The sequence below is a fragment of the Pirellulaceae bacterium genome, assembly GCA_029243025.1.
Taxonomy (GTDB): Bacteria; Planctomycetota; Planctomycetia; order Pirellulales; family Pirellulaceae.
Map to the genome: position 1 here is coordinate 255,029 of JAQWSU010000030.1, position 17,587 is coordinate 272,615.

10 protein-coding genes are annotated in these 17,587 nt (G+C 52.6%); 6 read left to right on the forward strand and 4 right to left on the reverse strand.

The annotated features are described in order from the left end of the window. Positions 1-88: 88 nt before the first annotated feature. Positions 89-3,073: an SdrD B-like domain-containing protein gene (locus P8N76_13680; GenBank protein MDG2382715.1), complete on the reverse strand. Its 2,985-nt coding sequence runs from the start codon at positions 3,071-3,073 to the stop codon at positions 89-91. Between the two features lie 336 nt (positions 3,074-3,409). Next, positions 3,410-4,735, reverse strand: coding sequence for a BBP7 family outer membrane beta-barrel protein (locus P8N76_13685; protein ID MDG2382716.1), 1,326 nt, complete (start codon positions 4,733-4,735; stop codon positions 3,410-3,412). Between the two features lie 349 nt (positions 4,736-5,084). Between P8N76_13685 and P8N76_13690 the strand changes: the two genes are divergently transcribed. The 5 genes from P8N76_13690 to P8N76_13710 all read left to right on the forward strand — a co-directional run bounded on the left by P8N76_13690 (position 5,085) and on the right by P8N76_13710 (position 13,534). Beyond that, positions 5,085-7,094 carry a preprotein translocase subunit SecA gene (locus P8N76_13690; protein MDG2382717.1) on the forward strand — a complete coding sequence of 670 codons (2,010 nt, stop codon included), beginning with the start codon at positions 5,085-5,087 and terminating at the stop codon, positions 7,092-7,094. Between the two features lie 370 nt (positions 7,095-7,464). Then, entirely contained in the window at positions 7,465-9,528 is a 2,064-nt protein-coding gene (locus P8N76_13695; GenBank protein ID MDG2382718.1) for an HlyD family efflux transporter periplasmic adaptor subunit, read from the forward strand. 101 nt (positions 9,529-9,629) lie between these two features. Then, positions 9,630-10,535, forward strand: a complete 906-nt coding sequence (locus P8N76_13700; protein MDG2382719.1) for an HlyD family efflux transporter periplasmic adaptor subunit — start codon at positions 9,630-9,632, stop codon at positions 10,533-10,535. Positions 10,536-10,626: 91 nt separating this feature from the next. Continuing rightward, positions 10,627-12,882, forward strand: coding sequence for an HlyD family efflux transporter periplasmic adaptor subunit (locus P8N76_13705; protein MDG2382720.1), 2,256 nt, complete (start codon positions 10,627-10,629; stop codon positions 12,880-12,882). 250 nt (positions 12,883-13,132) lie between these two features. Then, positions 13,133-13,534, forward strand: a complete 402-nt coding sequence (locus tag P8N76_13710; protein ID MDG2382721.1) for a DUF3467 domain-containing protein — start codon at positions 13,133-13,135, stop codon at positions 13,532-13,534. Positions 13,535-13,765: 231 nt separating this feature from the next. On the opposite strand, the gene P8N76_13715 is transcribed toward P8N76_13710, so the two are convergent. Next, positions 13,766-15,301 carry a hypothetical protein gene (locus P8N76_13715; GenBank protein MDG2382722.1) on the reverse strand — a complete coding sequence of 512 codons (1,536 nt, stop codon included), beginning with the start codon at positions 15,299-15,301 and terminating at the stop codon, positions 13,766-13,768. A gap of 140 nt (positions 15,302-15,441) precedes the next feature. Beyond that, positions 15,442-16,587: a PDZ domain-containing protein gene (locus P8N76_13720; protein MDG2382723.1), complete on the reverse strand. Its 1,146-nt coding sequence runs from the start codon at positions 16,585-16,587 to the stop codon at positions 15,442-15,444. A gap of 142 nt (positions 16,588-16,729) precedes the next feature. On the opposite strand from P8N76_13720, the gene P8N76_13725 reads away from it, so the two are divergent. Then, complete coding sequence (locus tag P8N76_13725; GenBank protein MDG2382724.1) at positions 16,730-17,581, forward strand: class I SAM-dependent methyltransferase; 852 nt, start codon at positions 16,730-16,732, stop codon at positions 17,579-17,581. The last annotated feature ends 6 nt before the right edge of the window (positions 17,582-17,587 follow it).

Sequence of the window (17,587 nt, forward strand, 5' to 3'; positions counted from 1 at the left end):
GAATTGCCGAAAAGTTTGTTGAGCAACAGAGAGTTCCTTGTGGGTTTGGGAGACTCACGCGGTCGCATTCAGCTTGGAGGCAAAACGGCTAGACGAAACTCGATGCCAGCAACTCTCGTTTCGAAGGTTGAATCGGAAGGAGTCCGAAGTCCAAATCGGAGGCAACGTCGCTGTCCCCAATGGTCACGAAGAACAGATCATTTGCGACGCGTTCCGCGAACTCACCTCCGGGCGAGTTCTTGCCTCTACGGTAGCCCTCGGGTAGCACCGATTCGACGTAATAGGAATCGGCCGCGAGTGATGTGAACTCGTAGTATCCGTTGACGTCGGTTTCCTTGCTTTCGAGATTAACACGTTCCGTGTCTTGCAGCAGCACCTCTGCGCCCGGGATTGGTGGTTCGCCTTCGTCAAAAACGCCGTTATTGTTTTGGTCGAGAAAGACAAACCCGTTGATGGCTGCTTCCAGGACATTGATCGGATCGGTATCGGTTGCGACCGTGTTGGTCGGATCAAGCTCCGTGTAGCCGGCAGGCGCCGTGATTCTGGCTGTGTTTGAGAGGATCCCGGTCGCGTCGCTCGCTACGGTTGCAACCACGGTATAGGTGACTGAGGCATCGATGCCAAGATCCAGTGTGTCGTTGATATTGCCCTCTCCGGCTTCGGTATTACCCGATGCCGATTCGCTGGCGCTGCTGGTGTAACTGACATCTATCAGCTCGGGGGGGAAAATGTCTTCGACGACGGCGCCCACCACTGCATTGGGTCCCTGATTGCTGGCGACGATTTCGTAAGTTAACTCTTGGCCTGGATAGACTTCATCCAAATTGTTGGTCTTCGTGATTACCAAATCCACACCAGGTAGCAAACGGGTCGTGTCGGTTGCCGTGTTTGTTTCTGGGGTTGGATCGGTGACGTTGGGTGGAAGAGTCGCCACGATGGTATTGGAGACGTCCACACTGGCCGACTCGGCGACGACGCCGCTGGCGGTGTAGTTGATGCGTGATCCAGCAGGCAGGCTGACGATATCGCTAATGTTGTCACTACCACTGGGGGTGTTCCCGCTGGCTCCATCCTCGGCGGTGCTCTCGTAATTCACGTTGAGCAATTCGGTCGGAAAATCATCGGTGATTTCCACGTTTGAAACATCGCTCGGCCCGAGGTTGCTCACCGTTATCTGATACACGAGCTCTTGATTGGGAGCGGCTGTCTCTTGGCCATCCGTCTTGGTCACGACAACATCGACTACCCGACCCACATCGGTGGTGTCCGTCGATGAATTGGTTTCGGGATCAAGATCGATTGTGCCTTCGGGTACCTGAATGTCAGCCGTATTATCGATCGTTCCTTCTGCACTCTGGTCGACTGTGGCGGTGGTGATATATTCCAGCGAGCTGTCGGCGGTCATGTTCAGCAAGTCGTCGATGTCGTCAAATCCAACCGCCGTGTTTCCGGTGACCGTTCCGCTCGTAACGGAACTGGTGAAATTCACGTTGTTGATCGTGGCTGGAAACGCGTCCGTGAATCTCGCGCCGACCACATCGCTCGGTCCCTCGTTGGTGATGCTGATCGTATAACTGTATTCCTCGCCAGGAGCGACGGTTGTTCGGTTGTCTGTCTTGTTGACGGTTAAATCTACCGCAGGGGTTAATTGGTTGCTGTCCGTACTCGTGTTATTGCCTTCATCAGGATCGATCACACCTTCGGGGGGTTGGACGGTGGCGGTGTTTTCGAGCGTTCCTGTTGCCGCCGACGAAATGGTCGCATCCACCGTGTACACAATGGTACTGCCGACCGTCATGTCAACCGTATCGCTAATGTCATTCACCCCCTCAACTGTGTTGCCTGATACGGTTCCTGTTGTCGCACTGGTGTATGAAATATTTTCGAGGGTTGCCGGGAAATTATCTGTTACGGTTGCACCCGCCACATCCATCGGGCCCCGATTTTCCACCGTGATTGTGTAGGTGATTTCTGTTCCAGGTATGGCGCTGGTTGCTCCGTCAGTTTTCACGATACTCAGATCGGTACTCGGAAGGTTTGCAAAGTCATGAACACGTGGTCCTGTCACACCTATAAATGCGACTTGAGCGTCGGCCGAAGCGGTGTCACCGCCGATTATGAGTTGAATTGCATCGACGTTGTCAGCTGAGACAGGCGCTGGAAAGTCGCTGAATGGCAAAAATAAATAGCCAGTCGCGGTGCCGCCGGTGATCGGCATTGCAGCAGAGGCTGACGAAACATTGCTGGCATCACCTTGGAATAACTTAACCTCGACAGTGTCACCTGCGCCCGAAGAGTCGATCCCCAACGCCATCGTGAATCCCGTATTAACGCCGCCTTGCGTCAAGTCACGTCCCCCGAGTCCCATGGAGGGAGTGGGGTTTGAATCGTTGTCCGTTCCATCCCACGTGACAATGCTCGAACCTTCCACGCCGGAAGTTGAATCGTATTGAAGCACTGGATTCATCCCAAAAGGATTGACTCGCAGTTGGACTTCTCCGATTCCCGCCGTCATGTTGACATACATGTCTCGCTCAGCGCCAATCACTTCTGACTCGTTGGCAAATGACAGAGTCGAACCATTCGAGGAAGGTACGGGAGAAGATGCCATGACACTCTGTGGCGTCTCGAACTGATCGATCACTAACGTTGATTCACCAGGGCTAATAACGGCACTCGTTTGTTCCAAGAGCAGGAGGCCGTCGACGATTTGCGTCGGTTGAACAACGAAATATTGTTCAAGACCGTCAAGATTCTCAAAGCCATAGACTCCGTCGGGGTCGGTGGTGACTTCCTCTACCAGCGTATCGGTAACGTCGAGGCTGCCGTCTCCATTGTCGAGATACAGTTGCACGGTCGCGTTGCCGACGCCTTCGCCCGGTGCCGGATTACTATCATTATCAGAATCGATAAAAACGGTACCGGTGATCGCTGGGGACGTGCCGGTCACTGCCAACAGTCGACGACCTTCTAGCGATTCCACATTGAGTCGGCGAGGCTTCGTAACGCTCGGTCGTTTCCTGCTCAAGAATCGAAAAAATAGCCTCGAAATCGCATCCTTGCGTTTGGGCATCACCACGTTTCCTCTGTTGAATCACGAATTCATCGGACTTGAAAGAGTCGTCCTACGCGGATCCGATCCGCCTTGATAGCTTCTTCCAGGTCGTTATCGGTTATCGTGATCGTCCAGCTTTGCACTCATGGTCCGTGCGAGAGTATCCTGCAGATTCCATCAGCTTTAACAAGAATGCCTGCAAGCTAGCGCCAGCACCGGGTTGGAGCAGCACCTTGCTCGTGCGTGAATGACGAGTAAGCCGTTCGAGAGCGAGGCGGTCGCTGGCGAGGAATGCCCCTGCGAGGAATGCGAGGGGCGCGTACGCAGAAAAAGGGCGTCCGGGCAAAATGCCGTCTAATAACGTAGATTGAGACCGAAATTCATGCCCTGTAGCCAGTAGTCGCTATCGCGGAAGACGAATTCTGGACGTGCTGGCCCTTCGAGAGTGCCCGTTTGTTGAGTCAGATTGATATCGGTGTCGATGAGTTGTCCCGGGCGTGATAAATGATTCACGTAAAGGAACGTGTAGCCGATTGAGAGATCAAGTCGGGGGGTAATAAAGTATCCAAGTGTTAAACTCACCTCCGGAATCACGGCAAATTGATTGTTCCGGTATTCGCCAATGTTGGTGCCTTGGGTGAGCAAGCCTCCGACTAGTTCGGTGGGCGTGCCTGTCGGTGGTCTGATAACCGTCGATCCGTTCACCCGGGCCAGCTGCTGCATTTCGCCCAGCGATACGGTGGAGTGAAAATCAAGTGTCCAACGACCTTCCACCGAGTGTCCCATCAAACCAATTTCGGCGCCGTTGAATTCATTCTCTACGTCGAAAAAATCGATCTGGGAAGTCTCGTAATCGAAAAAAGGTGATCCGGTATCAAGGTTAATGGTGGAATCGGTGATCAACAGCGATTCCCGCATGCCAAGATAACGGTAGCCGAGCAGCCAGTCGATTCGATAGTTACAACCGCGTTTGAATTGATGGCGTAAAAAGGCTTGCACTCCGTCAATCTCGGTTTCAAGTGCGACGTTCATATTACCTTCAGCCACCAACGGAAAGCCGACAACCCTGGAGCTTTCTACGTTGGTGATTGCGTCGAAGAAGGGGCGAGCGAGAATCGGGATCGCGTTAGAGTCGGCTGAATATTTTGATGTGTTTTGTTGCATGGAGAAACCACGGCCAGCGACGCCCAATTTAGCGCACGAATCGAGCCAAAGCCCGACGGTCAATCGCCCACCTTGGAAGGCATCTGATTGGATGTCGCCTCCGAACAGAACACTGGTGGTCGGCTCGCCAAGCACACCCGCATCGTTATAACTGGTACCGACTGGACTGGTGGTGACCAGTGGAGGCGTCTTGGCATCTTGCCCCCACCAGAGGAGGTATTCAATGCTACCCCAGACTGCGAGACACTCCTTGTCGCATCCCGAGCATGAGGTGTCGCCACAGGAATCGCAGTAACCGTGTTCGGACACAGGCACGTAGTCCGCGTCGGGATTATCGTCCAAAAAGCTGGCGCTGTTCAGTTGTGCATCGGTAAACTCCGCCGGCTCCGCTGCAGTGGACTGTCCCCGCAACGGGTTGCTTCGCGATCGCTGGGCATCAACGTCCGTTGAAAGCGATAGCAGACAGCCAATGACCAGGCCAGTAGAGATTGGGAATCGAATTAAGCGAGCATTCATGGCATCTTCCGTGGTAGCCAACCCTTCGGATACTCAGAAAACCGACTTGGCAGCTGCCAATTGACTGTCGGATTCCAAGCGTAAATATTTGGACTGCACAAACGTTTTCGGCTCGCTGGGTCCTGGCGGTTAAGCAAAAACTGCCTAAGAGGAAAGTTGTACTGATTAATAAGCTGCAAACGATTTTGCTGGTTGTTGCGTATTTAACGCTATCATTGAGAGCATTTGGCGGAGGTCGGCTCAATACGACGCGTCAATCCAGGCAGCATTCTTGACTTAACGTTAAGATAAGTAGATACGCATCGCATTTTTAGCGGAATTTTTCACCCTGTCGAACAGTCGGATTTCCATGTCTGTAGTTGCTGAAAACACAAAACCGTCCGGCTCATCAGAAATTGAATTGAATGAGACGTCGACGAAGCCGCCATTACGACTGGGCTCGCTTTGGAAGGGGAGAGCCAAATGGAATCTGGACCGATGGGCCGGCTTGCTTTCGGTGATCGCGGATCACGAGCAGGCTTACAAACAGCTTAGTGATCAACGATTGCGGAAGGAGAGTTTGTCGCTGCGCTATCGGGCGAAGGCAGGTGAGCCGTTAGTTGGTCTGTTGCCACAGGCTTTTGCGTTGGTCCGGGAATCATCGCGACGAAGTACGGGGTTGCGGCATTTTGATGTCCAGTTGATCGGCGGCATGGCATTGTTTCATGGCTCGATTGCCGAAATGGATACGGGCGAAGGCAAGACGTTAACGGCCACCTTGCCACTCTACTTGCACGCACTGCGGGGGAAAGGATCGCACCTTGCCACCGTTAACGATTATCTTGCCGGTCGTGATGCAGAAAACATGGCTCCCATTTACGAATTGCTGGGCATGAGCGTAGGTGTCGTGCAAACGGAAATGAGCCGGCCTCAGCGACGCGAGGCGTATGGGAGTGATATTACTTACGGCACGGCTAAAGAGTTCGGATTCGATTTTCTCCGAGATCGCTTGGTGTTGCGGCGGCTCAAGCAAGAGCGACTTGAGTTTCTTGACACCTTGGGGAATCAAGGAAAAGCGGAGTCCGGTGAACGACCCGTTCAACGGGACCCCTATTTTGCTCTCGTGGATGAAGCCGACAGCATTTTAATCGACGAGGCAAGGACACCGCTGATCATTAGCGCAATTGGCGACGAGCACGAAGAGTCGATTCGAGCTTCCTATCAGTGGAGTGCAGGAGTTGCTGATCAATTCCACGAAGATGAGCATTATGAATACGACCACGAAAAAAAGAAGGTGGAGTTAAATGCTGCCGGTCGGCAATTGGTTCGAGCATTGACGCAGCCGGAGGAAATGCAGGGGGTCGGCCTGATTGATTCGTACGAGTTTGTGGAGCGATCGGTTAAGGTGAGCCGAGATTTCCTGCTCGATCAGCATTATGTCGTTTCGGATGATGGTGAAATTGTCATTGTTGATGAGTTCACTGGGCGTCTCGCCGAAGGTCGTAAGTGGCGAGATGGGATTCATCAATCGATTGAGGCGAAAGAGAATATCGAGATCACGGTTGATACTGGGCAAGCGGCGCGGATCACGATTCAGGACCTGTTCTTGCGTTATCGTCAACTGGCCGGCATGACCGGAACGGCTTTGACCTCAGCTCGCGAGTTCCGAAAGATTTACAAGAGTCTTGTTGTACGAATCCCCACCAATCGTCCCGCTCAAAGAAAGATCGAGGCTGATCGAGTATTTCAGACGGGAGATGTCAAATGGGAGCAGATTGTGAGTGACATCGACCGGCTTCATGAGCAAGGACGTCCCATCCTGATTGGTACCCGAACGATTGAAAAGTCCGAGTTGTTGTCGGGACTGCTGCACCAGCGTGGTATTGAACACCAGGTGCTTAATGCTCGTCATATTGCCAGTGAGGCCGAAATCGTCGCTATGGCAGGACAGGCGGGACGGGTCACCGTTGCCACCAACATGGCGGGACGTGGTACGGACATCAAGCTCGGAGAGGGAATGTCGGACTTGGGCGGGCTGCATGTGATCATTACCGAGATCCATGACTCGGCTCGGATTGATCGGCAGTTGATCGGGCGTTGTGGTCGTCAGGGGGATCCGGGATCCTACCAGCGTTATTTGGCGATCGATGACGACATCGTCAAAGTCGGCTATGGACCTGCGAAGGCAGAAAAGCTTCAGGGGCGACTTCAACGCGCCGGTGTCGATGTTTCTAGGATGAGTTCGTTATTTCGACGATCTCAGAAAAAGGTTGAGCGGCGTCACCTGCGAGATCGAATGGTTCTGTTGCACCATGAAAAGCAGCGGAAGAAGATGCAAAGAGAGCTTGGGCAGGATCCTTATCTCGATACACCGAGTTAGTCGGGGGTGTTGCGCGGGTGTGGTCCGACGGGGTCGTTAGCGTTGACCAGGCTTTCCTAATGTTGGTTGTCTGCGACGCTCGGTTGATCCGAGCAACCTATAATGTGGCACTTGACGTTTGGTAGAATCGGGCGGATGTTGCGATGAATACCGTTCGATTTGTCGGAATAGTTCGATTGAAGGGACTAGCGAATGGTTGCGGGATGGTCCTGACGAATTGACTCGGGCAAGGCCAATTGTGGTGGATTTAGCTGAAGGAAGTCCGCTGCATGTTGTCCGTTTTGAAGCAAAGAAATACAATTACCCCTGACTTCCTCTCACAAATGCTTTTTGGTAATTCTCCCATCTCGCGCCGCAACATGAGGCGATCATGAGTTCAGAAACAAGCTCCGTCGACTCTGCGACGATCGAAAAGACGAAACAACAAATTCGAGGGTTGGTGCAGGAAATTGCCCAACTGTCTCGTGGTGATCTGGAGCCCGATCAGTATTACGCTGAAGTGATGCACCGGATCGTCACCGCACTGGCTGCCATTGGCGGTGCGGTTTGGACGATCAATAACGAGCGGCAATTGAGGTTGGACTACCAAATCAATCTTAATCAGCATTTGCTCGAACCCCAGTCGGAAGATGCACAGCGACACGTGAGATTGTTGCAGCAGGTGATCTCGTCGGGCGAAGCCAAATTGGTCCCGCCGTTGTCCGGTTCCGGTGATGCGGATTCACCTGGAAACCCAACCAATTCGTTGCTCGTGCTCGCCCCGATGAAAACCGATGATTCGGTCGAAGGCGTACTTGAGATCTTCCAGCGTCCTGATTCGCAAACGGGCAGTCAGCAAGGCTACCTGCGTTTCCTGATTCAGATGAGTGACCTTGTCGGCGATTACCTCAAATCCCGCAAGTTGCGCCACTTTAGTGATCGACAATCAATGTGGGCCAAGATCGATCATTTTTCGAAGGAGGTTCACAACAGCCTGGACGTGCGTGACACGGCTTACACGATTGCCAACGAAGGCCGTCGACTGATTGGATGCGATCGGGTCAGTGTTACGGTAGCCCGTGGTGGGAAGCAGGTTGTGGAGGCCGTGAGTGGCCAAGATACGATGGACAGCCGCTCAAATGTCGTCTCCATGTTGCGTAACTTGGCGACCCGTGTTTGTGCCACCGGTGAAGCACTCTGGTATAACGGCTCAATGCAAGATCTGCCGCCGCAGGTCGAAAACGCACTCGAAGAGTATGTTGACGAATCGCACACCAAAAGCTTAGCGGTGCTGCCGCTCTTTAAGACGGATGAATTTAAACAAAAGAAAGATGATGAGCTGGGGGCTGAAAAAACCGAACAGTATCAATCCGATCATGGCGATGTGATCGGGTCGGTGATCATCGAGCAAATCGATTCAACCCAGTCCCGTGATGTGATTGCACCGCGTGTCGACTTGGTCTGCCAGCATAGTGCTCGTGCGTTGGGAAATTCAATTGAACATAATAGTCTGTTCTTGATGCCGGTTTGGCGGACAATTGGTAAGTCCCGATGGCTGGTGACTGGCAGAAATCTTCCCAAAACTCTGCTGGCATCTGCCGCGATCCTGATTCTATTATTCGTCATGTTTATGGTCCACAAGGACTTCCGAATGGAAGCTCGTGGGACGCTGCAACCCCAAGTTCGTCGCGATGTGTTTTTTGCAGGGGGTGGCGAGGTGGATGCGGTCAATGTCAAGCATGGGTCCGAAGTCAAAGCCGGTGATGTGCTTGTGGTCCTCAAAGATAATGCTTTGGAGCAAGAAATCTTCAAAGTGCAGGGCGAGCTTTATTCGGCGCAGGATCGGCGCCGTGCAATTTATCAACAGCTCGAGCGAGAAGGCAGCAATCCAGAGTTGATGGGGCAGGCTGTCGAACTTGATCAGCGGATTATCGGCTATCAAAACCAATTGTTGATCTTGCTCGACAAGAAAAAGAAACTCAATGTGCTCTCGCCGATTGACGGACTTGTCACCACCTGGGACGTGCTCGACTTGCTCGACGATCGTCCCGTTTCGGTCGGCCAGGTTGCGATGCAGGTCGCCGATCCATCAAAAACATGGGAACTCGAGGTGTTCTTGCGGGATGATCGCCTTGGCCATCTGCTGAAAGCTCAGCGGGAATTAGGCAGGGACGATTTGGATGTGAGTTTCGTCCTCAAGAGTCACACCAACGAAACGTTCGAGGGCACGTTGGGGGAAGTGCAGACGACTGCCACGATGAGCGAAGATCATGGAAATAGTTATCGACTCAAAATCAAAATCGACAAACAAGACATGATCGATCGGCTGAAACAAGAAGAGCCGAATATGGGAACCGAAGTGATCGCAAAGATTTACTGTGGAAAACGCTCCGCGGGCTACAGCCTATTCCACGAATTGATCGAATGGGTGCAGGTCCGGCTCTTCGCGATCTAGGACGCGGTTTTGATCGTAAAGCTGACTGGATAAACGCCTGAAATAAATAAGCGGCACCAAGACGATTTGAGTGCTGAACGAGATACAGAGGAGTTGTTCGAATGAAAACTACGCAGATTGTCGCGTGTCTTGTCGTTGGGCTGCTTTCGACTTCGGTGCAAGCACAAAGCAACGGCCTGTTGGCGAAGCAGGATCCGCAGCAAATTCAAAGATGTTTCCTGGGCGCGATTCATCAAGTAAGCGTGCCAGCCACGGAACCTGGCATGTTAATGTCGATCGAGGTCGAAGCAGGGAATCCCGTCACAGCGGAGCAGCCGCTGGCGCAAATTGACGATCGCGAAGCTGTCATGGCACGGACGGTGGCCAAGAATCAATATTTTGCCGCCAAAAAACAGGCTGAAAATCAAATCAGCGTTGAAGCGGCTCAAAAAGCGTTCGAGGTTGCTAAGGCCGAATTGGACACTGCGGTCGAGGCGAATAAGAAGGTGCCGGGTACGTTTAGTACGACGGAAGTTCGACGGCTTAATCTGACTTGGGAGCGTTCTGGACTCCAGATCGACTTGGCTAGGTTCGAACTGGTGGTTGCCTTTTTGGATGCCAAAGCCAAGTATTCTCAGTACGAACAGTCGGAAGCGATGATTGAAATGCGGAAGTTGAAATCGCCGATCGAAGGGCTCGTCGATAAAGTTTTCCTGAATCGGGGCGACTGGGTCCAAGCGGGCACACCTGTGATGAAAGTTGTCCAAATGGACCAGTTGCGAGTCCACGGACGCGTTCCTTCACGGTTGTATTCCTGGTCTGACGTGCTCAACCACGAGGTGGAAGTGACTGTCACCCTGCCGGGCGGAAAATCAGAAAAGCTACGCAGCAAGATTAGTTTTGCCAGCAACATTGTTGAAGAGGATGGTTCTTTTCGAGTTCACGCCGATATCCCCAACAAAAAGATGGACGGCGGTTGGCTGATGGGTCCCGGGCTGAGTGCTTCCATGCGGTTAGTTGGAAAGTAAACAAGCGATCCCGCCGTTTTTTGTTGTTCGCGCTGCTTTGGCAGGAAAAAAATACTGATTAGATCGTTGTTTCGTAGGATCATGATTCTCAATGGTTTCTCTCGCTGACAGTTTAGTCTCTAGTGCATCCCGCCGGCTTCCGCTGCGGATGCGCCCCGACTTGTCGGTGCGGTACCACAAATATCAAGGGAAACCCTATTGGGTGATAAAGGAGCCGGTAGGACTGAAGTACTACCGCTTTCAAGAAGAGGAGTACTCCATCCTTCTGATGATGGATGGCACCTGCAGTTTCGAAGACGTCAAAGAGCGATTCGAGCAGGAGTATGCACCTCAGAAAATTAGCCTCCAAGATCTTCAGCATTTCATTGGAATGTTGCATCGAAGCGGCTTGTTGATTACCGATGCGGAAGGCCAAGGGCCGCAGCTTCGCAAACGTCGAGACGAGACGGGTCGTAAGGAGATGTTTCAAAAGGTCTCCAACGTTCTCGCGATTCGGTTCAAAGGGGTTGATCCAGACAAGTTTTTGAATTGGCTGGCCCCTTATACGAACTGGTTCTTCACCAAATGGGCCGTTATCTTTTTTGTCACCTTGGGAATTGCCGCGCTGCTGCTGGTCGGAAGTCAATTTGAAACGTTCCGCGCTCGACTGCCGGCATTTCACGAATTTTTCGGTCCGCAAAATTGGATCTACCTAGGCTGCACGCTCGCGATCACGAAAGTTTTACACGAGTTTGGGCACGGGTTGTCTTGCAAACGGTTTGGGGGCGAGTGTCACGAGATTGGTGTGATGATCCTTGTCCTCACCCCATGTCTTTACTGCAATGTGTCGGACTCTTGGCTGCTTCCAAGCAAGTGGCATCGAGCCGCGATCGGTGCTGCAGGTATGTACGTTGAAATTGTTCTGGCTACCATTGCGACTTTCGTGTGGTGGTTTAGCTATGAAGAAACAACGATTAATAACATCGCATTAAGCGTGATGTTTATTTGCTCGGTAAGTACCGTGCTCTTCAACGGTAATCCGTTGCTGCGGTTTGACGGATATTACATCATGGCCGACATTGCCGAGATTCCCAATCTGCGGCAAAAGGCCAGTAAGATTCTCCATCGTTTGATGGGTCAATACATGTTGGGAATCGAACAGCAAGAAGATCCGTTCCTGCCCCAGCATAATCGTTGGTTTTTTGCTCTCTACACGCTCGCCGCGGTCGCCTACCGCTGGGTCGTTGTTTTTTCGATTTTCTTGTTTTTGAACAAGGTTTTGGAGCCTTATGGTTTGAAGGTGCTTGGTCAAATGGTTGCGATGGCCGGCTTGTTCGGTTTGGTCGTGCAGCCGACGTGGCAGTTTGGCAAGTTTCTTCATACGCCGGGGAGAATGCACCAGGTGAAAAAGAAAAACGTTTTTATCACCACCGCGATCATCGCTGCTTTCGTAGCTGCCTTTTGTTACGTGCCGCTTCCCTATAGCGTGAAGTGTGCAGTCGAGGTGGCTCCTAAAAATGAACGCAATGTTTATGCTCTCATTCCCGGGATTTTCGAAGAGCTCAATGTGCGGCCGGGCGATGAAGTTTCGAAAGGCGACGTGATTGCCGTCATGTCGAACGATGACTTGAGACTTGGCGTCAATGATCTCCAGGATGCTGTCCAGCGGTATCAGAGCGAACTCGATGTTATCGAGATGCAACTTGCACAACAGCAGACCGGTCAGGGGGCCGGACGGATACCAGTCATCAAAGCGTTGTTGGAATCGACCAAACAACAACTGGCCGAGCGACGTAAGGATCTAGAGAAGTTGACCGTCAGAGCGCCGGTTGGCGGTACCGTTTTGCCAGCGCCCATGAAAAAGGCGCAGCCAAGTCCGGATGGTCGGCTGCCAGCTTGGTCGGGGTCATTGTTGGATCAGATAAATCAAGGAGCTTTTTTGGAACCGAGCGATGAGATCTGTCGCATTGGCGACCCCAATCAGTTCGAAGCACTGTTGGCGGTTGACCAGTCAGATCTGGATTTCCTCGATGCAGGGCAGGCTGTCCAAATCAAACTCGATGCTTACACTTCGGACGTTGTTCGCACCAAGATTGAAGGCGACGACGACATATCTCGGGAACCAATGAGGTACTCTTCCCAAGGCATGTCGATGCAGGCCGGCGGGACGTTGGCTACGAAGACCGGCGCCGCGGGAATCCCAGTGCCGCTTAGTACCACCTACCAGGTGATCGTGCCGATGCCGAATGATGGACTACTGAAATATGAGGCCGGTTTGCGGGGTCGTGCGAAGATTTCCGCCCAATGGCAGTCGTTAGGAACGCGACTGCGACGACTTCTCACAAGGACGTTTCGCTTTGAGCTTTAGAGCTCAAGGCCAAAACCAAACGGTCATGCCGTCTGATAGTAAAACGACGGTTTGATTCAGAGGTTCGACAGGTGGTGAACTGAAAAAAAGTTGCTCAGAATTGAATGATTCTGCAGAATACTGTAAGAGCTCACTTTCGTGGGGGTTTCTGGCGAGATTCCTTTGTGAGCCACTGACTTGTCATGAAATCGGCAACGACCGGTACAATCGTTAGACTTACCAACTAGACGTTCGAAGGAGAAACGAGGCTATGGCAGACAAACCACAGGCAGATAAGGCGAAGGCTGAAAAGAAGGAACAGCCCCAAGCAGCCGCCGCTCCAGCACAAGCTCCGGCCGCTCAAGCAAGCCAACAAGTTCAGCTCGACGACAGTTCCGTATCCAGTTGTTACGCGAACTTCTGTCGGGTTACCGGCACGCCGGAAGAGTTGATCATCGACTTTGGGTTGAACACTCAGCCCGTGGGTATTCCAGAAAACCCGATTCGAATCAACGATCGCATTATTCTGAACCATTACACGGCAAAGCGACTGCTGGCCGCGCTGAGCATGTCGGTTCAACGACATGAGGCTGCCTTCGGGGTGCTGGAAACAGACGTTCGTAAGCGAGTTCAGGCTCCGGCTCAGGGTGGTGCTGCTCCGGCCAAAGCCTAGGCAAAACCGTTCGTTTGGAAAAAAACTCAACACAGAATCTGACACGTCGGGTTCTGTGTTTTTTTTCAGCCCCGTCGAGTTCGCGATGTAGCGGCACACAGCGAAACGGCACACAGCGAAACGGCACACAGCGAAACGGTTCACAGCGAAACGGTTCACAGCGAAACGGTTCACAGCGAAACGGTTCTGGCGATTCTCGCCCAGCCTTCAAGTCACGATGTCCTCTCGAAATCAACTGGTGACTTGTTTCAACGCATCCCGTGTGCGGTTCGTGAGTTGGTTGTCCTGATCGCCGGTCCCCTTAAGATTAAAGACACTTGCGGCCAGATATCGATTTCGCCAATTGGGAGAGATGTGGAAGTAGTCTTCCAAGGCAGCTGAGCTGAACTTGTAGTCGTGAGAGTCGTGGCCTTTCAGGAAGATCAGCCGGCGAGCTCCTTGGATGACATCCGTGGCGGAATTTCCTTGCTCGAGATATCCAAAGAGTTGCTGAGCCGCCGTGTTTCGATCCGTCGAAATCTGGGCAAAAATGGCCTCCATGCACTCCGATGGATCGGCCGGTATCTCAGCAGCGGCCAGTTGGTCAATTCGAGTTGACCCAACGGCACCACGATCCTTCATCGAGTCGCGAAACATCGGTAAAAATGCGGCATTTTGCAGCAATGTCAATTGCCGAGTGATCTTGTTGGATGATGTCTGGAAGGCATAATGCATCGCATTGGTGGTTGTCATCGAGTGCAACGCAACGATTCCTGGTTGTCGCATAAGCAGCTCACCGGCCGCCGCGAAAATAGCATCATAGATCGATTGGACCGCAACGCCCTCATTGATCATTTTGACCACTTGTTCACTGGCATCTTGAGGGGTGCCCTCGCGTAAGGTACTCAACAGGTCGAGTGACGCTTGGTGGCTCGGCCGACCGGTTAGCCACTCACTTTTGATTCGTTTTTGTCGTTCCAGGTTCTCACGATAAGGACGATCTGCCTTGAGGTCACTTTGGTGGGGGTTGGGTTCACCAGAATGATTTAAGAGTGCGTAGGCTAAGGATCGAAGGACTGGTTCCGAATGTTGCCAACCAATGCACTGGAGCGTTCGCCAACTGTTTGCCACAAAGATCGCCTTGTGACCGATGCTGCGATAATCTCGAATCCCGTACCGTGCGAATTGTTCGAACAATTCATTGGCGCCAACGTTTCTCGCTAAAGTCGCCACTGACGCATCTGCTGCAGCTTCGTCCCAGTGGTCCATTGAGGTCTGGAAATCAGCCAACGCCTTTTCTGGGCTCGGCATCGCCTTGGCGTCGACTGTCGGCATCGTCCAATTGCCTTCGCGAATATCTCTGGCTTGTGAACTCTTAAAGTAGTCGAGTGCCCAGAAAATTGGCAGCCAACGATCTGTGTCGGGGGATGCGAGGCTAGCAAGATGTGCCGAGTTAACCACGAGTACTGCATGAAACTTGAAGCCAACCGAAGGACGCGGTTGCACGTTACGAACTCCGGCCAGAAGGAGGGTCGCCAATATTTCCTGGTAGGAGGTGCCTCGTTGGATTCGATCTGCGAAAACCTCCAAGACTCGATCGCGAGGTGTGGTTTCCAGGAGTCGCACCAGGGGCTCGATTTCCGGCCGCATTTGAACGACGTTTGTCTCGATGAGTTCATCCGCAGCAAGAGGCCGCAGTTTGGATAGGAAACCAAGATCGCCCAGGCTCGCAAGAGCGCCTGTAGCGATGCCGCGTTGAATGAAGGTTCGACGTCCAACGGATCCCATGGTCATTGCTCCTGTCTGGCATTCGATTGTGATTGAAAGGCTGCGGGTAGATGTTGTCGATGAATTGCTTATCGGCGAGAAAAATCGCGATTCCTTGGGACGAATCTTCCAGTCGAGAAAAGGCTGCATGCCAAGTTTATTTATTCCCAACGACCTAAGGTGACATTGCTGTTGAAAGTTTGAACGCCGCGTCGGTAGGCAACCTTTACCGAGTCGCCGGCCGAATTTTTGGCGATTTCTCGCGTCAATTCATCCATCGTCCTTACCGGAGCATCATTGAAGTGAGTGATAATGTCACCAATCTGCAGCCCCGCCTTTGCCGCTGCGGTGTTAACGCGAACCTGAGTCACTCGGCAAGGGTTATCCTCGCAGCCAATGCCCAGGAAACCACCTTGTCGATGATCTACGTCGACAGTTACAAATTCGTTTTTGAACTGTTCGGATTCTTCTGCAGATATTTTTGTACCGTAAATCTTGAGTCTCTGCAGTTTCTGTACGGAACGCAGATGCGTCAGCGACTTGGCGGTGACGGGTGTGTATAGCAAGTCGACAAATTCCAAGTCTGGCATGTCACCTAATTGTGCGACACCGTCATCCGTCACTGCCGTTGAATTAAATTGGACCATTGCCACGTTGTCGAGAGTTGCGAGTTGCGTTAGCCACGCATCGGTGACTTGGTCTCCGTGGAACGAAAGCATCCAGTTTGCGCCTGGTTGCGTCTCGGAATTCTTCGTTAGCCAACGCAGTTGTTTCAAGTCTTCGACAGATCCCCGCCAACCCTTCGAGAATCTGACGGTTGGGAAGGCGATGATTCTTTGTGCCGCAAAGGGTATCTGTTGTATCGAAACGGTGGCTCCCAACTGCTCAAGTTTCAGTTGAGCTTGCCGCTGACGAGTCTCATCAATAGCGGCCATGGCAGACGCTGCTCGTCGTGAGGCAGTTGTCATTCGACGGTTTGAGATTTGTGTCAACGCGGCGTAGGCTGTCGTTTGGACGTCGCCGTCTTTGGAGTTTAACGCCAGCTGTCGTAGGATGTAGATTCCACGTATGATCGTTTCCAGACCCCCCGTTTCGGACGCGCTGACGATGGGGGCAATCGCAGCCGGACCGGCTCGAATCAGACGTTCTGTGGCAACACTTCGAGCCGCGTAGTTGTCGGACTCCAATTTGCCTACCCAAGCACTGATCTGAGCGTCAGTGGCACTATCCGGTTGGGGCTGTCCGTTTGCCACGCTTGATCCGAAGAGGCTAAGCACCAGAATGACAAACCAAAAAAACATTGGCATGGGATCTTCCTTATCCTGTCCTTCACGTTTCGCGACTGGCCGAGGGAAGTTTCAATTGAGCGGCAGGGATTAAACGGACGCCCATTCTATATTATTCTTAGTTTTCACGATCGGACAAAGCCTACTCTGAGAAAGATCGCAAATGTTGGAATCCACCGAGTATAGCTTGTTAGACTTTGGTGCGGGACGCAAGCTTGAACGGTTTGGGGAGCAGATTACTGATCGCCCCTGTCCGGCTGCGGTGAATGCGACGCTTGTCGCCAAAACTGAATGGCGACAAGCGTCTGGCAAGTACGTTCGGATTACCGCGGATCAAGGGCGTTGGCAACCAGCCGATGGTTTGCCCCCCGAGTGGGCATTGAATTGCGGGTCGTTTCGGCTCCAGCTGAAAGCCACTCCGTTTGGTCATTTGGGCGTTTTTCCAGAGCAACAATCCAATTGGGATTGGATTGCCAGGCAGGTCAGGCGACACGGAAACCAGCCTCGCGTTCTCAATCTTTTTGGCTACACAGGAGCCAGCAGCTTGGCAGCTGCCGCCGCCGGAGCTCAAGTGGTTCACGTGGATGCAGCAAAGAATATCGTGCAGTGGGCTCGGCAAAACGCTCTCCTGTCAGAAATGCAAGAGGCGCCGATTCGCTGGATTGTCGAAGATGCTGCCCGTTTTGTTACGAGGGAATTGAAGCGTGGCAACCGTTACGATGCGGTGATCTTGGATCCGCCCTCGTACGGGCACGGTCCGAAATCTGAGAATTGGAAGCTTTCCAGGGATTTAATGCCCCTGTTGAGGGACTGCGCTACTTTAACGGCAAAAAGCCGTTTGTTCGTGCTGCTAACGTGCCATAGCCCGGGCTTTGGTCCCGCTGAGCTTTCTGCCTGTCTGGAGGACACCTTCTTTGGGCGATGTCAATCGGGTGCGATTTCGAGAGGCTTGTCGATTCGAACCGAGGATGGGCGTAAGCTTGATGCAGGTGTGGCCGCGCGTTGGCCCGCTTAACGCCAG